General features: G+C 61.3%; 24 protein-coding genes and 1 pseudogene. 2 read left to right on the top strand and 23 right to left on the bottom strand.

Annotated elements, in window-relative coordinates:
* From PSPA7_RS21385 to PSPA7_RS21355, 7 genes are read right to left on the bottom strand one after another with little or no spacing between them, the layout of a single operon-like run.
* Positions 1-747, bottom strand: a complete 747-nt coding sequence (locus tag PSPA7_RS21385) for a TIGR03747 family integrating conjugative element membrane protein (RefSeq protein ID WP_009316301.1) — start codon at positions 745-747, stop codon at positions 1-3.
* Complete coding sequence (gene traD / locus PSPA7_RS21380; RefSeq protein ID WP_012076864.1) at positions 747-2,978, bottom strand: type IV conjugative transfer system coupling protein TraD; 2,232 nt, start codon at positions 2,976-2,978, stop codon at positions 747-749. The genes PSPA7_RS21385 and traD overlap by 1 nt, the downstream gene beginning before the upstream one ends.
* A 3-nt stretch (positions 2,979-2,981) precedes the next feature.
* A complete protein-coding gene (locus PSPA7_RS21375) occupies positions 2,982-3,251 on the bottom strand; it encodes a hypothetical protein (protein ID WP_012076863.1) in 270 nt (89 codons plus the stop codon).
* A gap of 8 nt (positions 3,252-3,259) precedes the next feature.
* Positions 3,260-3,760: an integrating conjugative element protein gene (locus PSPA7_RS21370; RefSeq protein WP_012076862.1), complete on the bottom strand. Its 501-nt coding sequence runs from the start codon at positions 3,758-3,760 to the stop codon at positions 3,260-3,262.
* Positions 3,757-4,338 (bottom strand): hypothetical protein, encoded by a 582-nt coding sequence (locus PSPA7_RS21365; RefSeq protein ID WP_003121011.1) that lies wholly within the window; start codon positions 4,336-4,338, stop codon positions 3,757-3,759. Before PSPA7_RS21365 ends, PSPA7_RS21370 begins: the two co-directional genes overlap by 4 nt.
* Positions 4,323-5,075, bottom strand: coding sequence for a TIGR03759 family integrating conjugative element protein (locus PSPA7_RS21360; RefSeq protein WP_003121010.1), 753 nt, complete (start codon positions 5,073-5,075; stop codon positions 4,323-4,325). Before PSPA7_RS21360 ends, PSPA7_RS21365 begins: the two co-directional genes overlap by 16 nt.
* Positions 5,076-5,085: 10 nt before the next feature.
* A complete protein-coding gene (locus PSPA7_RS21355; RefSeq protein ID WP_003123350.1) occupies positions 5,086-5,778 on the bottom strand; it encodes a hypothetical protein in 693 nt (230 codons plus the stop codon).
* Between the two features lie 217 nt (positions 5,779-5,995).
* On the opposite strand from PSPA7_RS21355, the gene PSPA7_RS21350 reads away from it, so the two are divergent.
* Positions 5,996-6,193 (top strand): hypothetical protein, encoded by a 198-nt coding sequence (locus tag PSPA7_RS21350; protein WP_003099811.1) that lies wholly within the window; start codon positions 5,996-5,998, stop codon positions 6,191-6,193.
* Positions 6,194-6,618: 425 nt separating this feature from the next.
* Here the strand turns inward: PSPA7_RS21350 and PSPA7_RS32730 are convergent.
* Positions 6,619-6,792: pseudogene (locus tag PSPA7_RS32730) on the bottom strand (DUF159 family protein); the annotation flags it as partial.
* Between the two features lie 41 nt (positions 6,793-6,833).
* Here PSPA7_RS32730 and PSPA7_RS21345 point away from each other — a divergent pair.
* Positions 6,834-7,088, top strand: coding sequence for a hypothetical protein (locus tag PSPA7_RS21345; RefSeq protein ID WP_003099808.1), 255 nt, complete (start codon positions 6,834-6,836; stop codon positions 7,086-7,088).
* 320 nt (positions 7,089-7,408) lie between these two features.
* Here PSPA7_RS21345 and PSPA7_RS21335 read toward each other — a convergent pair whose 3' ends face one another.
* From PSPA7_RS21335 to PSPA7_RS21280, 15 genes are all read right to left on the bottom strand, one after another.
* Complete coding sequence (locus PSPA7_RS21335; protein WP_003099803.1) at positions 7,409-9,658, bottom strand: SNF2-related protein; 2,250 nt, start codon at positions 9,656-9,658, stop codon at positions 7,409-7,411.
* A gap of 104 nt (positions 9,659-9,762) precedes the next feature.
* The gene (locus PSPA7_RS21330; protein ID WP_003099801.1) at positions 9,763-11,208 is read right to left on the bottom strand and encodes a DUF6094 domain-containing protein; all 1,446 of its coding nucleotides are present in this window, start codon (positions 11,206-11,208) and stop codon (positions 9,763-9,765) included.
* Positions 11,209-11,237: 29 nt separating this feature from the next.
* On the bottom strand, positions 11,238-11,843 hold the full coding sequence (locus tag PSPA7_RS21325) for a hypothetical protein (RefSeq protein WP_003099799.1): 606 nt from the start codon (positions 11,841-11,843) through the stop codon (positions 11,238-11,240).
* Between the two features lie 92 nt (positions 11,844-11,935).
* Positions 11,936-12,196 carry a hypothetical protein gene (locus tag PSPA7_RS21320; RefSeq protein WP_003099797.1) on the bottom strand — a complete coding sequence of 87 codons (261 nt, stop codon included), beginning with the start codon at positions 12,194-12,196 and terminating at the stop codon, positions 11,936-11,938.
* 67 nt (positions 12,197-12,263) lie between these two features.
* Positions 12,264-12,626 (bottom strand): hypothetical protein, encoded by a 363-nt coding sequence (locus PSPA7_RS21315; RefSeq protein WP_003099795.1) that lies wholly within the window; start codon positions 12,624-12,626, stop codon positions 12,264-12,266.
* Between the two features lie 69 nt (positions 12,627-12,695).
* Positions 12,696-12,971, bottom strand: coding sequence for a hypothetical protein (locus PSPA7_RS21310; protein ID WP_003099794.1), 276 nt, complete (start codon positions 12,969-12,971; stop codon positions 12,696-12,698).
* The gene (locus PSPA7_RS21305) at positions 12,968-13,600 is read right to left on the bottom strand and encodes a DUF3275 family protein (protein WP_003099792.1); all 633 of its coding nucleotides are present in this window, start codon (positions 13,598-13,600) and stop codon (positions 12,968-12,970) included. The genes PSPA7_RS21310 and PSPA7_RS21305 overlap by 4 nt, the downstream gene beginning before the upstream one ends.
* A 56-nt stretch (positions 13,601-13,656) precedes the next feature.
* On the bottom strand, positions 13,657-14,007 hold the full coding sequence (locus tag PSPA7_RS21300) for a hypothetical protein (RefSeq protein WP_003099791.1): 351 nt from the start codon (positions 14,005-14,007) through the stop codon (positions 13,657-13,659).
* 235 nt (positions 14,008-14,242) lie between these two features.
* Positions 14,243-14,956, bottom strand: a complete 714-nt coding sequence (locus PSPA7_RS21295; RefSeq protein WP_003121003.1) for a DUF5983 family protein — start codon at positions 14,954-14,956, stop codon at positions 14,243-14,245.
* A gap of 191 nt (positions 14,957-15,147) precedes the next feature.
* Positions 15,148-15,345 carry a hypothetical protein gene (locus tag PSPA7_RS21290; protein WP_003448593.1) on the bottom strand — a complete coding sequence of 66 codons (198 nt, stop codon included), beginning with the start codon at positions 15,343-15,345 and terminating at the stop codon, positions 15,148-15,150.
* 73 nt (positions 15,346-15,418) lie between these two features.
* Entirely contained in the window at positions 15,419-15,577 is a 159-nt protein-coding gene (locus tag PSPA7_RS32520) for a hypothetical protein (protein ID WP_003121002.1), read from the bottom strand.
* 137 nt (positions 15,578-15,714) lie between these two features.
* Positions 15,715-16,203: an STY4534 family ICE replication protein gene (locus PSPA7_RS21285; RefSeq protein WP_003448595.1), complete on the bottom strand. Its 489-nt coding sequence runs from the start codon at positions 16,201-16,203 to the stop codon at positions 15,715-15,717.
* A 322-nt stretch (positions 16,204-16,525) separates the two neighbouring features.
* Positions 16,526-16,660, bottom strand: coding sequence for a hypothetical protein (locus PSPA7_RS32855; protein ID WP_003121000.1), 135 nt, complete (start codon positions 16,658-16,660; stop codon positions 16,526-16,528).
* A gap of 1 nt (position 16,661) precedes the next feature.
* Positions 16,662-16,841 (bottom strand): hypothetical protein, encoded by a 180-nt coding sequence (locus tag PSPA7_RS31415; protein WP_004347955.1) that lies wholly within the window; start codon positions 16,839-16,841, stop codon positions 16,662-16,664.
* Between the two features lie 76 nt (positions 16,842-16,917).
* Complete coding sequence (locus PSPA7_RS21280) at positions 16,918-17,484, bottom strand: hypothetical protein (RefSeq protein ID WP_003120999.1); 567 nt, start codon at positions 17,482-17,484, stop codon at positions 16,918-16,920.
* Positions 17,485-17,503: the final 19 nt, after the last annotated feature.

Genomic DNA, 17,503 nt, shown 5'->3' with positions numbered 1-17,503 from the left:
CTAGAGGTATTTCTTGAAGGTGGATGCTGTGATGCACACCGCTACGCCGAGCAGCGCGGCGCAGGGCAGCAGGATGAGCAAGGGGTTGATGCTGATGGGGATCGCCAGGTAGAGGGTCCAAGGGACGACCGCTAGCGGAATGATGCTGCCGCGCGCCTTGTGGTAGAGGTAGCTGGACTCCCGGCCGGCGCCGAACTTGCGCAGGTCCCGGCGCACCAGGCCGTCCACCAGGCCGGTGAACGCGGCCATCAGGAACAACGGGATCGTCATGACCAGAATCACCAGGCGCACGACGAATGTCAGCACCGTGTACAGCGCGGCCAGGCCGTAGTTCTGCAGCGTGGAGACACCCTGGGCGGTGAGATAGCGAACGTCCAGAGGGCTCCGTGGCCCTGCCTGCGCGATGGTGGTCATGTTGGTCATCCAGTCGACTATCCCGGTCTTCACGAACAACCAGTCATAGGCCAACTGGGCCAGCCAGGTGGCGGTTCGACCTGGCTCCTGCACGACGACGCTGTGTAGCAGCCCCTGCGACAGCCAACTGAGTTCGTACTCGAACATGGCCTGGGCATGCTTCCAGCCCGCGTCAGGCCAGAAGAAATACAGGCAAACCCACTCCACGATGATTGCGCCGACCAGCGAACCGAACATCACGCCGAGAAATTGGAAGGGCGTACTGATGATGGTGCCGACAAGGGTCTTCTGGCTCTCTTGTTGCTGCTCTGCACGTTGAGTGACTTCAGCCATCAGGCGGCATCCTCACCGGCGCCGAGGTGACGGAAATCGTCGACCAGGTCCTGGGGCAGACCATCCTGCAGGGCGGAGTATCCCGGTGCCTCCCACCACTCGCTGTTTGCGGCCTGGCCCTTGCGCATACCGGCAGCCAGCTCCTGCAGGCTTTTCGGCATCACCTCGTCGGGATCGACCGCCGGCAGCGGCATTCGGATCTTCCAGAGATTGCCGCCCTCGAGTAGCGCGAACGCTTGTCCTTTGGGCAGACCAACGATGTGGGCCGGCTCGAGCATCGGCACGCTGGTCATCTGCACCTGGTCGTGCGAGCTGGAGGTGAAGGCTGCCTTCTTGTTGTTGATCGCGTCGTTGGCGCCGCTCGCTGGCGTGCTGGTGTAGATCTGGACTTTGGGGAGCTGGTTGGTCAGAAGTTCGGCCGTGGCGGTCTCGCGCACCCGCAGCATGAACAGGTTGTTGAAGTTGCCGATGATCTGACCGGCCTTCGCGCGGGAGCCGATCTTGGCCTCGATGTCGCTCATGGTCTGGGTGTAGGCCGTCACTTGCACACCGGCGCCGCCCGCTTTGTTGACCATGGGGATGAACTCGTCGCCAATCAGCTCGTTGAACTCGTCGGCATGCAGGTTGATGCGGACCTTGCCGCCGGCGAGTGAGCCGGGCAGGCCGTCATCGACTCCATGCTTGTAGATGTGACCCGCCACCGAGACCAGGTCGCTGAACATGGAGTTGCCCACCGCGGCGGCGACCTCGGTATCCGATAGTGCGTCGAGGCCGACGTAGACCACGGCGCGCTTGCGGATGACCTGCATCCAGTCGAAGATCGGTCGCGGATCGTTGAGGTCCGCGTAGTTGGGCGAAAGAAGCTCCGAGATCCGCCCGGTAGTGAGTTTCTCCAGTAGCGGCAGCAGCGAGGCCACGATCTTGTCGAAGTAGGTCTTGTCGTAGCGCACGGCGCTCTTCAGGCCTTCCATGACCGGGTCGGCGATGCGTTTCTGTGTCAGGTACTGGTCGATGGCTACGACCCGCAGGGGCCGTCCTTTCATGTTGAACGGGATGTTCTTGTCGTTGAGCTTGCCCTCGATCTGGATGATGGTGTCCCAGGCCCTGGGATCGTGCTCGCTGATGTATTTCTGCGCATATTCGACGAACAACGCATCGATGTTCACGACGTGCCGGAGGATCTGCTGGTAGTCAGGCCGGATACCCAGCGCGTGCAGCGCGCGGGCGATGATGTTGACGAACCGCCAGGCGAACTCGCGGAACGCCGCGCTGTTGCCCTCGCCGGAGAGCTGGCCGGCGACGCGTGTGGCGACCTCGGAGATCCGACCGAACCGGCCGACGGCGTTGTAGCGTGCCGACAGGTCAGGATGACCGAGGTGGAACACGTAGAACTCGTCCAGGCGGCCGGCACGTTCGCATTCCACGTACATACGCTTCAGCAAGTCAGCGTCGCCTTTCGGGTCGAAGACGATCACCACCTCGTAGTCCGGCTGCTCCTCTGCGCGCTGGCGCCGATAGCCGTGGTGAACCGTCTGGGTCCGCCGGCCCATCTTCACTCGCTGGCGTCGGCCTCGGCAGTGGGTGCGGCGAATATCCTGGGTGATGAACAGCTCCGCGAGTCGCGTCTTACCCACCCGCGTGGTGCCGAGTACCAGTGTGTGGCCGACGCGCTCGCCCAGTTGCAGGCCTACGTCCTGTTCGCGCGGCTCGATGCCATGGAGCCGAGGCAAACCGCCCACGGGCGGCAGCGGCCGTGCGGGGTTCCAGGCCACGTCCCAGGCAGTGGCTTTGGCGACCAGCTTGAGGGGGAAGGGGGCGAACTCAAGCTGCTTCTCCAGCCGGCGCGCGCGCTCGTAGAGCGGCGAGGGCTCGACGTAGGAGGCGAACTGGGGCAGGTAGGTATCTGCCAGGCGCTGCGTATGCTTCTGCGTCCAGCGAAATCCTTTACCGATGAACAAGTGTTCGTTGCTGACCGGCATTTCGGCACTGGTCATCGTGTACTTCGGCAGTCGGCGGATGTTCCGCCGGTAGCGGAGCACCACGCCGGCCTGCTTCAGCCGCACGATACCCAGCCAGGCGAAGCCCAGTGCGGCCACGATGCCGAACAGCGGAGTGAGGGCGAACGTCCACGGCGCGACGATGCAGAGCGCGGCCGCGGTGAAGCACACGGTGGTGGTGTAGAGCTCCACGGCAGGCCGCAAGAGCGCTTCCAGCGGGTACTGGCCAGCCATGGGTTACACCTTCAGGCTTGCCGCCGGCTGCAGGCGGCCCGGTCGGCGGCCCTTGGCATGAAGTTCGAGCACCTGTTTCCTGGCTTGCTCTACCTCATCATCAGGCAGCATCTGCTCCAGCAGCTCGCAGAGGGTCGACTCGTCCTCTAAGGCCTTGGACGCCACCTCACCGCCGTAGCGTGAGATCAGGTCGAGCAACCCCTGGTACATGAGTTGGCGTGCCTGAGCGTCGCTCGGCTGCTTGATGACCAGGGTGATCAGGTGAGTAGTCATGAGGACTCCTACTGCTGGATGGCGGTGGATGTGATGAGAGCGGGGTAGTGCCGCAGACCTAGCCGGTCGACCAGGTCGTCCGCCGGCGCCGGCAATATCTGAAGTCCTTTTCCCCAGGCACGGATTTCCGTCAGACGCGCTTCGCTGGCCACGTTCACTGCCAGGCCCACGGCTTGGAGGCCTCGGAGCTCGTCGCCTCGCTCTTTCAGCCAGGTTCGAGACAGCGTGTCGTCGCCGACCAGGAACAGAGGTTGCAGGCCTGGGGCGTTGATGGCGCGCCCCTGAACCTGGCCTGGCGAAAGGCGTACCGAGCGAACTGGAAACGCACCTGAGCCACGGACACCCAGGTCGCCAGGTCCTGGTGTGGCAGCGGATGGCTGCGGATCCAGGCCCTGGTAGTAGGGGAGCGCCGAGGCGCCGCCGAGGTCTTCGACAACGATCAGCCCGGCGGCCCAGGCTTGAGTCGCGAACGCCGTGCAAAATGCCAGCGTGGCAAGGATCTTCTTCATGGATTGGTCACCAGTAGGTTGACGCCGAGGACTTGGCTAAGGTGGCGGGATACCGTCCTACGGTATTTGGCGGCAGGCGCGCCGCCGGCGGGGCGGTGGTAGCGGCCGGCAACTTGGATCCAGTCCACCGGTCTTCCCGGGGCGGATGCATACAGGGCGTCCCGCTGCTCGATCAGGATGTCGGAGGTGGCGTCCAGGTTCTTGTACGGATCCAGGGACTCGCAGGGGCTGGAGAAACGATGTCCGTTCCAGCCGATGTTGACCTGGCCGAGGCCGGAATCGACGCTCTTGGCCCCGTAGAGGTTGATCGCCGCGAGTAGCGCGGTGCAGGCGGCGGTGCGGGTCGCGTAGTAGTAGGATTTCCCGGCGACGTTCAATGTCCAAGGCCAGGGAACGTATTCGCCGCGCAGCAGGACCTTGCTCTCGGTCAGCGCGACCGAGTAGAGCACCTCGGCCGGAACCCCTTTGGGCAGGGCGATCTGCTTATACGCCGGCGGTGGATCCACGGCGGCCTGAGCGATGTTGGCCAGGACCAGCAGGGCGGCCAGTTGGAGGGCGCGGATTACAGACGTTGCCATCGGCCGTTCACCTCCTGGACCAGGGCGGGAAGGGCCCCGCCCAGTCCCAGGGCCATCCAGCGGCCCTCGTCATGATTGAGCGTGATCTGCTTGCTGCGAACCTTCTTCGGGTCGACGCCGGCGAGGATTGCCCAATGCCGCACTCGCTCTGCGTCGTTCTGGCTACCGACGAAGTAGAGGTCGAACTCCTTGTTCTGCTGCTGCAGGTCGCGGACCCGCTGGATGCAGGCGGTGCAATTGTCCTGGACGAACAGGGCCAGGCGCCCGCTGCTCTGCAACGCTGGGCTCATGTTCGGGGTGCCCGACGGGTTGGCCGTGCTGCTTTCGGTGAGGCGGATCACCCCCTCGCCTGGATAGGCGCGGGCGAAGGCTTCGTCGTATGCGCGCTGGTAGGCGAGTTCCTTCTCGACCCGGCGCCGTTCGGCCTGGACCTGTAGATCGGCATACCGCCGCCGTTCCTCTGCCGATCGCGCCTCGATGCCCAGCGCAGTCAGCGGGTCAATGCCAGGCGAGTACACGCCCCTGGGGCCTTGCATGAGCGTCTGGTAGCGGGTCCATTCCTGTTGGTTCAGTCCCCACTCCTGGGCCAGGTCGCTCTGAGATGTCTGCTGTTTCAGCGTGCCGAGTTGGCTACCGGACAGCTGGCTGCTGGTCTCTCGGCTTGCCGCAGCCTCCTGACCGACTGCGGGATAACTCAGCAGCACCAGGCCGGACAGGAGCGATACGGTTCTGTTCATGTGCGGGGTCCTATGGTTGGATGCGGACGCTGCGCGAGGCGCCGGCGACGTCGAAGTGCGCGGTACGATCGTCAAGGTCGGTCAGGCGCCAGGTCGTGCCGGCGACGGCATCGCCCTGGCGAATGAGGTAGATCTGGCTGAGCTGGGTGGATCCCGGAGGTGCAACCGACAGAAACCGTTCGCCCCCGCGATACTCCACGCCGAGGATTGAGAAGGGCGGAGGCTCGATCGGCTTGGGTTTCGGCTTGGGCTTGACAGGGAAGGCACCGCGCTTCGGTGGAGGCACGATCAGCGGCGGAGCCTTGGCTTGCTTCTCTTGCAGCGTGCGGACAGAACCGTCCAGCGTCTCCACTGTTGCCTTGAGCACCAGGAGATCGCCGGCCGAGGCGGTGGTTTGAGCCAGGTTCTCGACGGCGTCGGAGGCCTGCTTGGCGAAGGCCTGCGCGGCGTCAATGCGGTTGGACAGCGCCTGCTGGCCTGAGCGGAAGTCCTCGTTGCTGACCAGGTGCTGTCCATCCACGGCGTCGAGGCGCTCGTCGACTCGATTCAAGCGCGCCAGGATCGCCTCTAGCGAGGTCTTTTCCGCGGCACTGTCCACGCCTGATCGGAGCTGAATGAGTTGGTACTGCTGGTAGCCCAGCAGGCCGGCCATTGCTGTCAAGCAGAGGCCAAGAATCATTGATGCAGGGGATGGGCGTTTCATGAGTGTCCTCGCGCGAAGCCAGAGACACCCTCTCAGACTGCCCCCATTGAGGCAGTAGGAAATACTCGGTGAGTGGGGGTGGGATTTTTTTGGATAGGATTCTGGCGAATCGCCGGGCCTGATTCGCTATGCGAAGATCAGTCGACTCTGGGTGCCCTTCACACGCATCCAGGCTGCGTCATTTCTGGTTAACACTGCTTCGAGGAAGCCCTAGGCCATGAATACAGACCTTCCCCAGCTCGAACAAACCATCATCGATATAGCGCGCCAGGAACTGGCCGCCGTGGCTGCTTTTTATCGCAAGAGGGAGGCAGGGATTGAGAGCGCGCACGTCGATGAGGCATGGAGCGAATACCTGGCTCGCTACCATGCACTGAGCACGCTTTTGGTGCTCGGCCAGTTGCCTATAGGTTGACTGAAAGGCTATTCCTAGGAATTAAGCTATGACGAATTGCTCCCTTGATGCACTTGAAGAACATTGAGAAAAATGGTTAAGGTTCCTTGGTTGTATCAAGCTTGTAAAACTGATTTATAACCATAGGGGGTTATTATGAGTGGTGAAAACAGTCTTCTCGAGAGGATGGTTAATGGTAAGTTGGGGCCAGGCTCAGATATTGGTCCTGCCGATTCACAAATAGAGGGTACTTACCGGCGCGGCTATCACCAAGCTATGGCGGAGGTTGCATATTACCTGAAGAATGGGGGAACCTTGTCCGCGGCCTCACTGAATGATTGGGTGAGCGAGGACCTTCGTCGCTGGCGACAGGGGAAGGATAACGCCCCGATTCATCGCCAGATACTTCCTCCTGCAATTCCTGGCAGCCGATAGTTGAACTAAGCCTACCCGGTCCGCTGAGGCTCTATGAGGTGTACCCCTTGATTGCGAACATTGCCGACCGCGCGGTCGACGCGATACCAGGTGAACACTTCTGGAGCCTCACTTTCCTGCAGTACCATCTGCTCTGCCCGTTCGGGCGTGGTTGCCTCATCGACCCACTCATTTGCGAGTTCTGGAGGGCGAGTTGGCAAAGGTCTGATTACCGAGGAAAATGCTCATGACTAAGCAGTTCTACCCCAGGCTCACGGAAAATAAGAACCAAGAGCCAAGCCGCCAGGCTTGGGTTTTCATGGTCGCAATGCCGGCCTTCGTCCTGGGTTGTATTTTCACGTTCGCTATCTTGTGGTTCGGCCCGGTGGCCGTGCGTGACAAGGTAATCGCAGAGTATGAGGCCGATGTTATGCTCCTGGCCAAACAGCTGGACGAGGCCGAAAAATACCGGCGCATACCATCGCCAGCAGCGGCAAACTGATTGAGGGAAGCGACGTGAGTTTGCTGGCGATCTATTCGCTGAATATAAAACGGTCACTAGGTAGGAGAGAAAAGGGCCATGCCGCGATACCACGTCCATTTCATGTCCGTGCGCCAGGGGAAGGGGCTTTCCAACAGGCATACGAGACAAATAGACATTGAATTCCCCATCGAATACGACACTGACATTGAGGCAGTCCAGCGCTGGGCGGCAAAGGAGGTTGGGGCGGATGATGCTGTCTTACTGTCTTGGCAGTTACTCAAGGGCGCTGTACGTCCAAGCTGATATAAAAAAAGGCCACCCGAAGGTGGCCTATGAGTTCATGCTGCAATGAGTTGTCGTGCCAACGCCATCTCCACCGAGTCCCCGTCCTGGTTCAACGAATCGAGACCTGACTCGGGAACGTCTCCCGACGTGCTCTGAGCCACAGCGATCTTCTTCGCCATCAACTGCAAGCAGGTGATCTGCGAGCTGCCGGCGTAGCCGAAGAACACCACCCGCACCGGGTGCTTCTGCCCGATCCGCCACGACCGCCGCGCGGCCTGCTGCAAGGTGTACACGTTGTACCCCGTCTGCAGGAACGCGATGGTCGGGAAGTCCAGCAGGTCCAGCCCGGTCTTCACCAGCTCCGGGTTGGTGATCAGCACATCGATGCCGCGATCGACCTGGTCGAGGATCCAATCCTCGCGTCGAGCGGTATCGACCGAAGCACGTAGCACTGCCACCTTCAGCCCGGATTGCTCGAGCACTTTCTTCAGCCTGGACGTGGTGTCGCGCGTCCCGCTGTAGACGGTGTATGCCAGAACCTTGCGGCCCTTCGCTTTCTCCTCGAGGCAGAGGTCCACCAGCGCCTGCTCCTTGGGCATCAACTGCTCGTCGCCGAAGATCGCTGGCACGAAGGCCAGTGTGTCCCGGCTTCGCGGATGCTTGACGATCTCCGGTCGGAAACAGCAGTCCGGCCAAGCCAGCAGCACGTTGAGGACCACGCCCAGGAGCGTGGTATCTCGTCGCGCCAGAGCCTGGCGGAGCTCCGCTGTCAGCGTGGCCGCCAGGCGCTGATAGGCCGAAGCCTGATCAGGCGCCATCGGCACGTCGACGAACTCCTCCTGGTAGTCGGGCAGTACGTTGCCACCGATATCCTTGAGCTTCAGGAACACGGTGAACGGCAATACGAAGCGGTGGATGCCCTTCGGGCCGAAGCCGGGAGCCTTCACCGTGCGTACCGAGAGCTTCTTGCCCCGGGCTGTCTTGTGCGAGTCACCATCGCGTTCGGTGTAGATGTCCTTGAGCACGCCGTGGTCGCGCATGAACGACATGGCTGCTGGAGCCATGCTGCCACGCGCGTTGGGCCGGTAGCCGTCCTCGATCATGCGCTGGGTGAGGATGCGGAACAGGAGGTAGAACAGGTCGTCGGCGTAGCCGCCCATGAGCGTTCCGGTCAGCAGCACGGTTTTCCGTGCCTTGGCTGCGAGAACGCCCATGGCCTGGCCCTGGGCCGAACCGCTGTTCTTGTACTCATGCCCCTCATCCACCACCAACAGATCGAAGTAGCCGTTGGGAAGTTGTCTTTTTATGAACTCGGTCGGTTGGTAGCCGCCTTCGCCGAAGCCGAACTCGATGTTCGCCATCGATCGCTCCATGCGTTTGGCCTGCCGATCGCTGAAGACGAAGTCGCCCTTGGCGTCCATCAGGTTGATGAACTCCGAGACGTTGTCCACCAACATCGTGGCCAGGAAGTCCTCGCCGAAGTCGTTCAGCAGGCGCTCCGCCCTGACCGGGCCGATGGTTGGAATCCGACACATCGACTTGAGGATCGTTGCGCGCCGGTTGCCGCCGTCAGGCTTGCCTGGCCGGATCAGCGTCCAGAGCGCCCCACGACAGGAGGAACAGGTACGTCGACGGTCACCACGCTCGAACTCCTCCACCGTGACCAGGTTGCCTTCCAGGTCCTCGAGGACCTGGCCGCAATCCGGGCACGCAGCGAGCAATTGGCCGCCGGCGGCGCGCTTCTTCCAGCAGGCGAGCCGCCAATGGAAACCCATCCGCATCCGCACGCGGCCGAGGATGAAGAACTCCTGGCGTCCGTCGTAGGCGTCGCCCATCTGATCTCGTAGCTTGAGCAGCTTGAGCAGAGTATCTGGGCCATTGAGTACCCAGACGCGGGCGGCTGGGATGGTCTCCAGAATCTCGCGGCGCCACTTGTAGACCAGGTGCGGCGGAGAGACAACCAGGGTCCGGCGATAGCCGGCCGCGTGCATGACCGCTGCGACAGCGATGGCCATCATGGTTTTCCCGGTGCCCATCTCGGCGTTGATGATCCCGGCCTGCTCGTTACGGTCCAGCAGCAGGGCGGTGATGGCCTGGACGACCTCGGCCTGGGCCGCGAAGGGCTTGCGCTTGAGTCGGTCCATCACCAACTGGCGGTGAGCGTTGTCGGAGCCGGTATAGACCGGGGGGTTGGAGCGATTGAGCGACTCCAGGAGCTCGTCGCCGAACTCGTCGATGAAGTCGGTCAGGTTGATGTTCAGGGAGGAGGCGGCCAGGGCGGCCGGTTGGGTCTGAGCGTTCATGTGCATCTCCTGCAGGTGAAGGAAGAAAGCAGGGCATGCACGTCCCTTTCGGGTATCGCCATACCCTGCAGGGTGGAGTGGAAGGAATCGCCGTGGGGGCGAGGTCAGTAGTCGCTAGGGAGCAAAAGCGTGGTTGAGCTGCGGTCTGCCTCGGTGATGATCCAGAGCCTGGATTCGCCGCCGGCATCGATGTCGTAGGACGACAGCAGCCTATCGCCGAACTTCAGGGCTCTCTGGTTGGTGTTCCAGTCTTCCTGGTCCAGCGTCCCCCAATCTCCCGCCAGATGGCGGTTCAGCAAAGGCGCTGGGTTGAGTTGACCGGTTTCCACCAGGTGGCTCACGGCAGCGGTCATTACGACTTGGCCAGGGCTGAACAGCAGCGGTTCGGGGGCCGGCTCAGGTTGGGGCTCTTCAGCCTCTTCCGTGGTCGCAGCCGACGAGCTGATGGTCAGCACGCGGCCCTGATTGACCGAGGAGGGTGTCATTTCCCATGCCCGGATGATCGGGATGAAACGGTCTGTGAGGATCCTCACCTCGGTGATGTTGCCGTCTTCGTCTTCGGTGAATTCGGTCTTGCGGGCCTTGTCCTTGTAGGTGTCACCCTTCACGACCAGGATCCGGCCCGACTTCGAGCGCACGACGCCGGAAATCGCGCCGGCGGCCAAGGCCAGGGCCAGGTGCCAGCGAGACAGCTCGCGGACTGGTGGGCGGGGCTGCAGCCCCGCTTGCGCGAAGTGCAGGTTGAAGTCAGGCCAGAGACCTCGCAGCCGCTGGATCTCGCCGGCGAACTGCTCCGGCTCCAGGGTTACTCGATAGAAGTGCTCCAGCTCGCTGGTGGCCGGCAGAACCACATAGGGTTCCCACGGCCAAGCCGCTGGAATTTCCTCGGCCTTTTCCTGGCCCGCGCCGATCGCCTGCAGGCGAGACCTCACCTGATTGGCGTCCGCCCGGGCCAGGTCCTGTCGACGGACCCGGATGCCGAAGATCACCACCTGTTTGAAGGTAGGATCCGCGGCTGCGTAGATGCGCAGGCCGGTGAAGTGGTTGCTCAACCAACCGGTCAGCTCATCGTCCAAGACGTAGTGAGGAACAATCAGGACCATGACGCCGCCGTACTGCAGCAACGGCAGGCAGCGCTGGTAGAACGCTTTCTCCAGACGCCTGCGGCCGCTGCCCTGGTACTGCGACGCACCGGAGTGGTCCGCCACCAGGTCGCCATAAGGCGGGTTGAGCCAGAGCAGTCCGAACGACTGCCTGCTGATCATGGTGTCGAAAAGGTCACTGTGCAGCACTCGCTCAAGCAAGCCTCGAGCATGGTCGGCGCGCTCGCGGTCGTACTCGACAGCGAGGGCTTGGACCTTGTCGCGGCCGAGGATGTGTGCTGCCTCAGCCAGGGCAACCCCCTCACCGGCGCAGGGATCACAGATCCTCATCCTGCCCGACGGGGCGGGAGCGAGGGCTTGCAGAGCGCGTTCGAGGGTGACCTCATCGGTAGGGAAGTAGCCGTTGCGTGCAAAGTTGCGCGCCAAGCGCGGGAACATGAGGGCCATGGGGCCTCCTTGAGTCTGAGAGGGATGGCTCAGGCTTGTGCCTGAGCATCGGTGGTAAGAATGCTTTCGCGGATCAGCTCACCGAGGGTGGGCTCGAGCACGTCGACCCGCAGGGCGAGTCGCCAGGCGCAGACGTTGCCGATCGTCCCTGGCAGGGCGGTCAACATCTGGTGCTGGGTGAGGACCTCCATCACTGGCTCGCGCCAGTGCTGCAGGAGGGGGAGCGGACAGGTCTCCATCACCAGCGGCCAGAGCCTTTGGTGTGGATCCTCATCGCGCTGCAGGAGTGCGAAGGCGAGGTGATTGCCTCGGTCGGGCGCCGAGGCGCGCCGATCGAACAGCCAGAGGTTGAGCAGGCTGCCGAACAACGTGCCGCGGAACTGGCGGGTGGTGCGTTTCTCCAGGAGATCCTGGTTTGGGAAGACAGGTAAGCGCCGGCCGTCCACGATAATGTGGAAATGGTCGATGCCATTTTCTTCCCGGTCCAGCGTCAGCCTGGCCAGGAACTCTTGTGTCACGGTGTCGCGGCCCCAGGCCGAAAGAAAGACCAGGTTGCGCTGCTCGTCGCACACGCAGGCGTCAACGTACAGGTCTGGGCATTCTTCGATCTGGTAGAGCGGGGTGGGACTGGGCATAGGAACCTCCTTGAAGGAGGAGCCACGCCGCCCTCGAGGGGCGGTGAAGCCCCTCGGGGGTGTAGTCCAACTGGTGCAGGGGAGCGTGGTGGTCACCGAACGCTCTTGGTGTGAGGGTCGAAGCTGAGCCCATCGGCTTCAGGACGGTGCAGCGGCCCTTGGCCGACCAGGAAGACCTGGCAGAGGTACTGATCGCGTAGCGCGACAGCCGCTTCCGCCTGCTCCAAGGTCAGCGACAGCTCCTCGATGAACAGGTCGATGAGCTCGTCGTCGCCGGCGACGTCGTTGTTGGACAGTTGGTCCTCGAGGTAAGCGAGGGTTTCCTGGGTGAGGTTGGTGAACAGCGGGTTCATGGTGCGCTCCTGGTGGTAGACGAGGAGCGCCCTCGAGGGCGCCCCTCAAGGGAAGTGGTTGGTGCGGTCAGGCTTGGTGTTCGTGCGTCAGACGTTCACGCCACTCCTGGTTGACCTCATCGTGAGCCAGGTCCAGGAACTCCAGCGGACAGCCGTAGTAGAACGGGCCGGCACTTTCTGGAATGGTCTTGTAGCCCCATTGCCCGGCCGAGCAGTCCAGCAAGTGCAGCTCGATCATGGTGATCGAGTGACCGGCCGGCTTGCCGAAATAGAATCCGGCAAGGTGGAAGGTTCGTTTTACGACAGTCCAAAGTTCATTGCCGGAGACTGCGTGTGCCAGCACCTTGGTGCTGCCTGCGAAAGTACTGGTTGGGGCCAGCAGCTCACGCAGCAGGTCTTCCTTCGTCTGATGTGAGAAAAGCCATCCCATAGGTGTGCTCCTGTGGTTGGCCAGGTCTCCCTGACGGGAGAACCCGGCAGGGGTGGGTAGGGTGATGCTTCAGCGTGTTGCGCGCTCAAGGCGCTGGAGGAGCCGGTAAGCTGTTTGCCTGGCCTGCCAGTCGCAGTACAGCCATGGCTCGTTGTCGGCCGCATGCTCCGGCGAAGGGGTCTTCACCCGCTCACGCAGTGCGATGATGGCCTGGTCGACGACGGATCGGTCGAACACTGCATCGCGGAACTGGTCAGCCAGATTGTCCAGTCCGACCTCGCGCAGCGAGGCGCAAACCAGCAACAACTCCTCGCTGAAGCCTGGGGTGTTGTAGATCGATTTCATGCGGCCTCCTTGCGGGTCCACACTTGTTGTTTGAAGTCGAGCTCATAGCCCAGCGCGCCGAGCCGCACGCACTGTTGACGTAGCCGCTTGCGGTCGACCGTGGTGTCCAGCTTGACGATTTCGCCTAGCGGCCAGACCGTCCCGAACAGCTCTGCATCTGCGTCTGTGTCCGGAGTGGCGGCCTGCTCTGCAGGAGCCGGAGGGGACATACCGAAAGGCGCGTCCTCCCCTGTTGCAGCGGGGCGCAGAGGCTTCGGTTTCTGGGGCGACTTCGGCGGTACCGCCGGGGCTACTGTGGGCTGCTGGATCGCGGGCACTTCGTCGAGCGGATCCACCTCATTGCCAGAGAGACGCTCTGCCTCCTCGTCGCTGAGGTTGTCCACGTCGTCCAGCGTCATGCTGTCCAGCTTTGCGCGGATCTCGACGACCAGCCGGCCGCCGGTGGTGTAGTAGGAGGGACGGATCTCGGTGATGGCGAAATCACCGCGGTACTTGCCTTCGATGTGCTGGTCCAGGAGAGCGTCCTTGATGACGAACTCCCCGATCGAGGTCGAGAGCTTTCCCACGTTGAACTCGCCATTGCGACCGTTGATGGTTCGAATGGCCAACTGGCCGGGTATGTTGATCATGGCGTGACCTGCGAAAAGGATGATCCCGCCGAAGCGGGATCGTGGTGAGGGGAGAACTACTCGGTATCCGGGTTGCCCGGGAGGCTTTCTTCCTGCAGCTCGATGCGCAGGTAGGAAGGCTCATCGGACGGCTCGACTATCGAGAGGACCAGCAGCGCGAGCGCGCGGTCCTGCCCCTCTTCCTCCTTGTGGTACAGGTGGAATTGGATGTGCTTCGCGGTCGGCTGGAGCGAAAGCTCCTGCCAGGCGGTTTGAACGACACTGGCCAGCCGGGTGCCCATCTCGTCGACCCTGGCAGGGTTGGCGAGATAGACCAGGCGCAGCCAGGCCGCGTTGGTGAGAACGATCGGGAGTTTGAGGTACGCAGCAGTGTGGCCTGCGCTGGAGTGGTTGTTGAGAGAGGTCATGAGAGGTCTCCGAATACGCAGGCCTCTCCCGCGGGGATGAGGTCCCCGCGTGGGTGGGTAGGATGCACTCCATCACTTGCGTGATGCGACCGCGCTGCCGAGTGCTGTGGCGGTCTTGGGTGGGTTAGCGCTTGCGCGCCGGAGCCTTAAACCCTGGCTCCTTGGGAGGCGCTGTCAACGACAGCGAGCCAATTCGAATTCGAGGGCTGGCGGGATGTCCCGCCGGCCGGATTGCTCAATCGTCATAAAGTGGCAGGCCCTTAAGCGTGGGCGCGAATGGATCGAGTACCAGGAACCGAATGTCTGCTTGTCCCGCGAGGTGAAGTAGATCGACCAGGTGTTCGTCGAGGCCGAAGGCAAGCTGTTCTTGTCGAAGAGCGGCTGCGGTCATCTCCAGGATCTCCAGACACTCATCCGTCCAAGGGGTGTTGTGCAAGCGAAAGCCCACCGCACCGTGCTCGTTACACCAGAAGAGCGATACCAACACCGAGGGCAAGCGGATTGGCATCTTGGTCGAGAACCTTTCGTAGAGGCTATTCCACGCGCTGATGGGTAGATGTGTTTTTCTGATCTCCCAGCAGCGGTTGTAACCGCCACCGAACGAAAGGTGACGAACGACACTCTGGGCTTCGGCCAAGGAATACAGATCGCCTATGTGCTTTTGCTGACCGTCCTGCTCGGCAAGGATGCCGTAGAGCACATTGCGCACCAGACCGTTGTAAGGACAGCGGTCAGAAAGTGCAGTATCGATCTCTCGACCTTCAGTAACTAGGGCGAAGTCGTCATTGAAGATGCATGGAAAGCACTGTAGTTGAGTATCGGAGAGGATTTGCTGCGATGGATGCAACGCGCGATAGCAGGGGGGGCAATCATCTTCGTATGTTATCTGTAGCGTTCGCTCGATTCTGAAGTCAGTATAGCCGTGGATAAACGGATTATATTGAGTCATGGGGTATCTCCAGTAGCCGGGAAGCCCATGCCCTTAGAGACTATGGACCTCCAGGGGAAGTAAGGGGCGCCGAAGCGCCCTGGTGATGTAGAGTCGTTGCGGTTAACGCAATTCGGAGAAGTCACCACCCGACAGGGGGATGACCCCGTCTGGGTTGAATTAGCAGAGGCACATAGGCAAAAGGGTAAAACTTAATATTCCCGTTGCGACCACGTGCCGTTGTCTAATGCCTGTTGGGCAAGTTCGCGGGAGGGGTAGTATTCAACCGACTCGCGCGAAGCTGGTCCTTCTTCATCAAGGGTGCCGATATAAAAGCCGGCGTTGGACATAAGAACCTGCAGCGGCAGTTCGAGACGAAGATGGGCGAGTGCCCGCTTTCCGTATTGCATGGTGATTCTCCTTTCGGTAGGAAACACCAGTCCCAAGGGGACTGAGGTCCCCTAAATGGGAAATGTCTGGCGGTTAGGCCAAGGCAGATACCTGGGCATTGTTGCTGGCTAGGAACAGCCAGGCGAAGTTGCAGAACTGACTGCTGAGCAGCAGCTCGTCCTCGACGTCGCTGAGGCTAACCTCCTCTACTTCCGGCAGGGCGGGCAGATCTACGATTTGGATATTGCTCATGATGATCTCCAGATAATGGAGAACACCACGCCCTGGGGGAGATGGTGCCCCCCGGGTGGGTATGCGATGAAGAGTGGCGCATAGCGTAGGTAGTGAAAGGCCCTCGGGATGAGGGCCGGTATTCGATCAAGCCGTGCTCAAGCAGCGGCTTGTTCAGCGTGCTCAGCGGGGGCTGCGGGTTCACCTTGCGGTTCGCCTTGGCCTTGCTGGGCTTTCTCAGCTTCTTCCTTCGCATCGTAGACGGTGGTGCCATCCACTTTGATCCAGGAGATGAAGAGCAGCCGGCCTTTGAGGCTTGCGCCGGACTGGCCTTTTTTCTCGCCTTTCTCGTAGGTGAAGGGATCCGCCCAGATGTCGCCGATACGGAAAGAAATCAGCACCTTCTTCTCGGCCTCGACTGCTTCCTTGCAACGGCGGACAAGCTTTTCAGCTTGGGCGCCGACCACTTTGCAATCGATGTAGGAGTATTCCACGCTGTCTGCCGCGCCATGGAGGGCAGCAACAGTAGCGGCGAGGAACGGTTCACCTCGGCGGATCGGTACTTCGCGGATGCGATTGAGGTAGCCGATACCGGTGGTGTGCAGGTCGAAATATTTGGCTTCTTGGGCTTGGGTGTTGTTGCTCATGATGGTTCTCCAGTTTCGTAAGCGAAAGCGGAGAAACACCTTGCCCGTCAGGGAAAAGTATTCCCCGCATGGGTCGGTATTGGGAGGTAAATCTGAGGGAGAGGGCTTCCATCAACCTGTGGTTGATTGATCGCGCTACCGGAAGCTGGTGCGATCTTGGGTTCGATCTACACGGAAATCCGTGTCGTAGTCTTTCAGATCATGACTACTGGGGGAGGATTGCCGACAACGTCAGCAGCTCACGGTGCAAAGAATGAAAAGGCCTGTTGCAGTTGTCAAGCCCCCGCGAATGAAAAAGCCCCTCACACGGAGGGGCTTGAGGTCAGTGCGGGCGGTGCCGATGGTTAAACTTCGTAAGCTTGCGCTTGAGGTTGGGCCAATCGGCCCAGGCCGCCATCGACAAGCACACTACAAGCAAGGCGGTCAGCATGATCACGCCGAAAGTCGTTTGGCTCATCTCAAGATTCCTCCTGAGTCAGGTAGATACCTGTAGACCAGATTACCACACCTACCGACAGCGCAAGGGCAGTCAGGATGCGATGCTCGCCGAGAAAAATACCGATCAAACCAGCGGCTACCGCCGTGGTTCCAATCTTGCGTAGATCTTCTGCGATTGCGGAAAGTTTTGCGGAACCCATGGTTTTCCTCGAAAAATGCCGGAAAACCACCCTGCGGGATGGTTCCCGGCAGGGTTGGGGGTGGTAGCAGTGGCTATTAGCGGCCGAGAGCAGCTACTTGTTCATCCGTCATGGTGGACAAGTAGTCCTGCCAGCGTTGGTGGTATTGCTCCTGAGTACGCCGATGGAGTTCCCAAGAGACTGCGCTACCAGGAGGTGCTGGCAAAAGAGCAATCTCATGATCGTTCAGGGACTCTAACTGGAGAGGGGGCCTCCCCATTTCGCTTTCGGAGTTGGGTGCAATCAAATGGTCGAGGGAACCCATCTTGAGCTCCTTCCTGACTGGCGTTTCAGCTTTGGCGGTCGCCTTGGCCGGCTTGGGTTTGCGTGCGCGCTTGGGCTTTTGCACCTCGCGCGTATTGGCTAGATACCAGTCATTCAGGTTGACATTCTTCAGCCGGACGATGGCTGGGATGTCGCTGATGTGTTCTAGCTCGCCAGCGGTCGGGCCGGCCAGGAAGGCAGGATCGATGCGCTGGACGCTCAACGCAACCGGCGCTTGTGCTTGCACTACGACCGGAGGGCGCCTGAGCGCTCTGCGGAACTCACGCACAACACTGCCGAGGGCAAAGCCGATTTCGAAGCTGGTGGATTGCTTGGACATGGTGTTTCTCCTGCAGGTT

Origin of the sequence: Pseudomonas paraeruginosa PA7 (genome assembly GCF_000017205.1) — a bacterium.
Lineage (GTDB): Bacteria > Pseudomonadota > Gammaproteobacteria > Pseudomonadales > Pseudomonadaceae > Pseudomonas > Pseudomonas paraeruginosa.
Note: the sequence above shows the minus strand (reverse complement) of the source record. Positions and strands in the feature narration are given on the sequence as shown.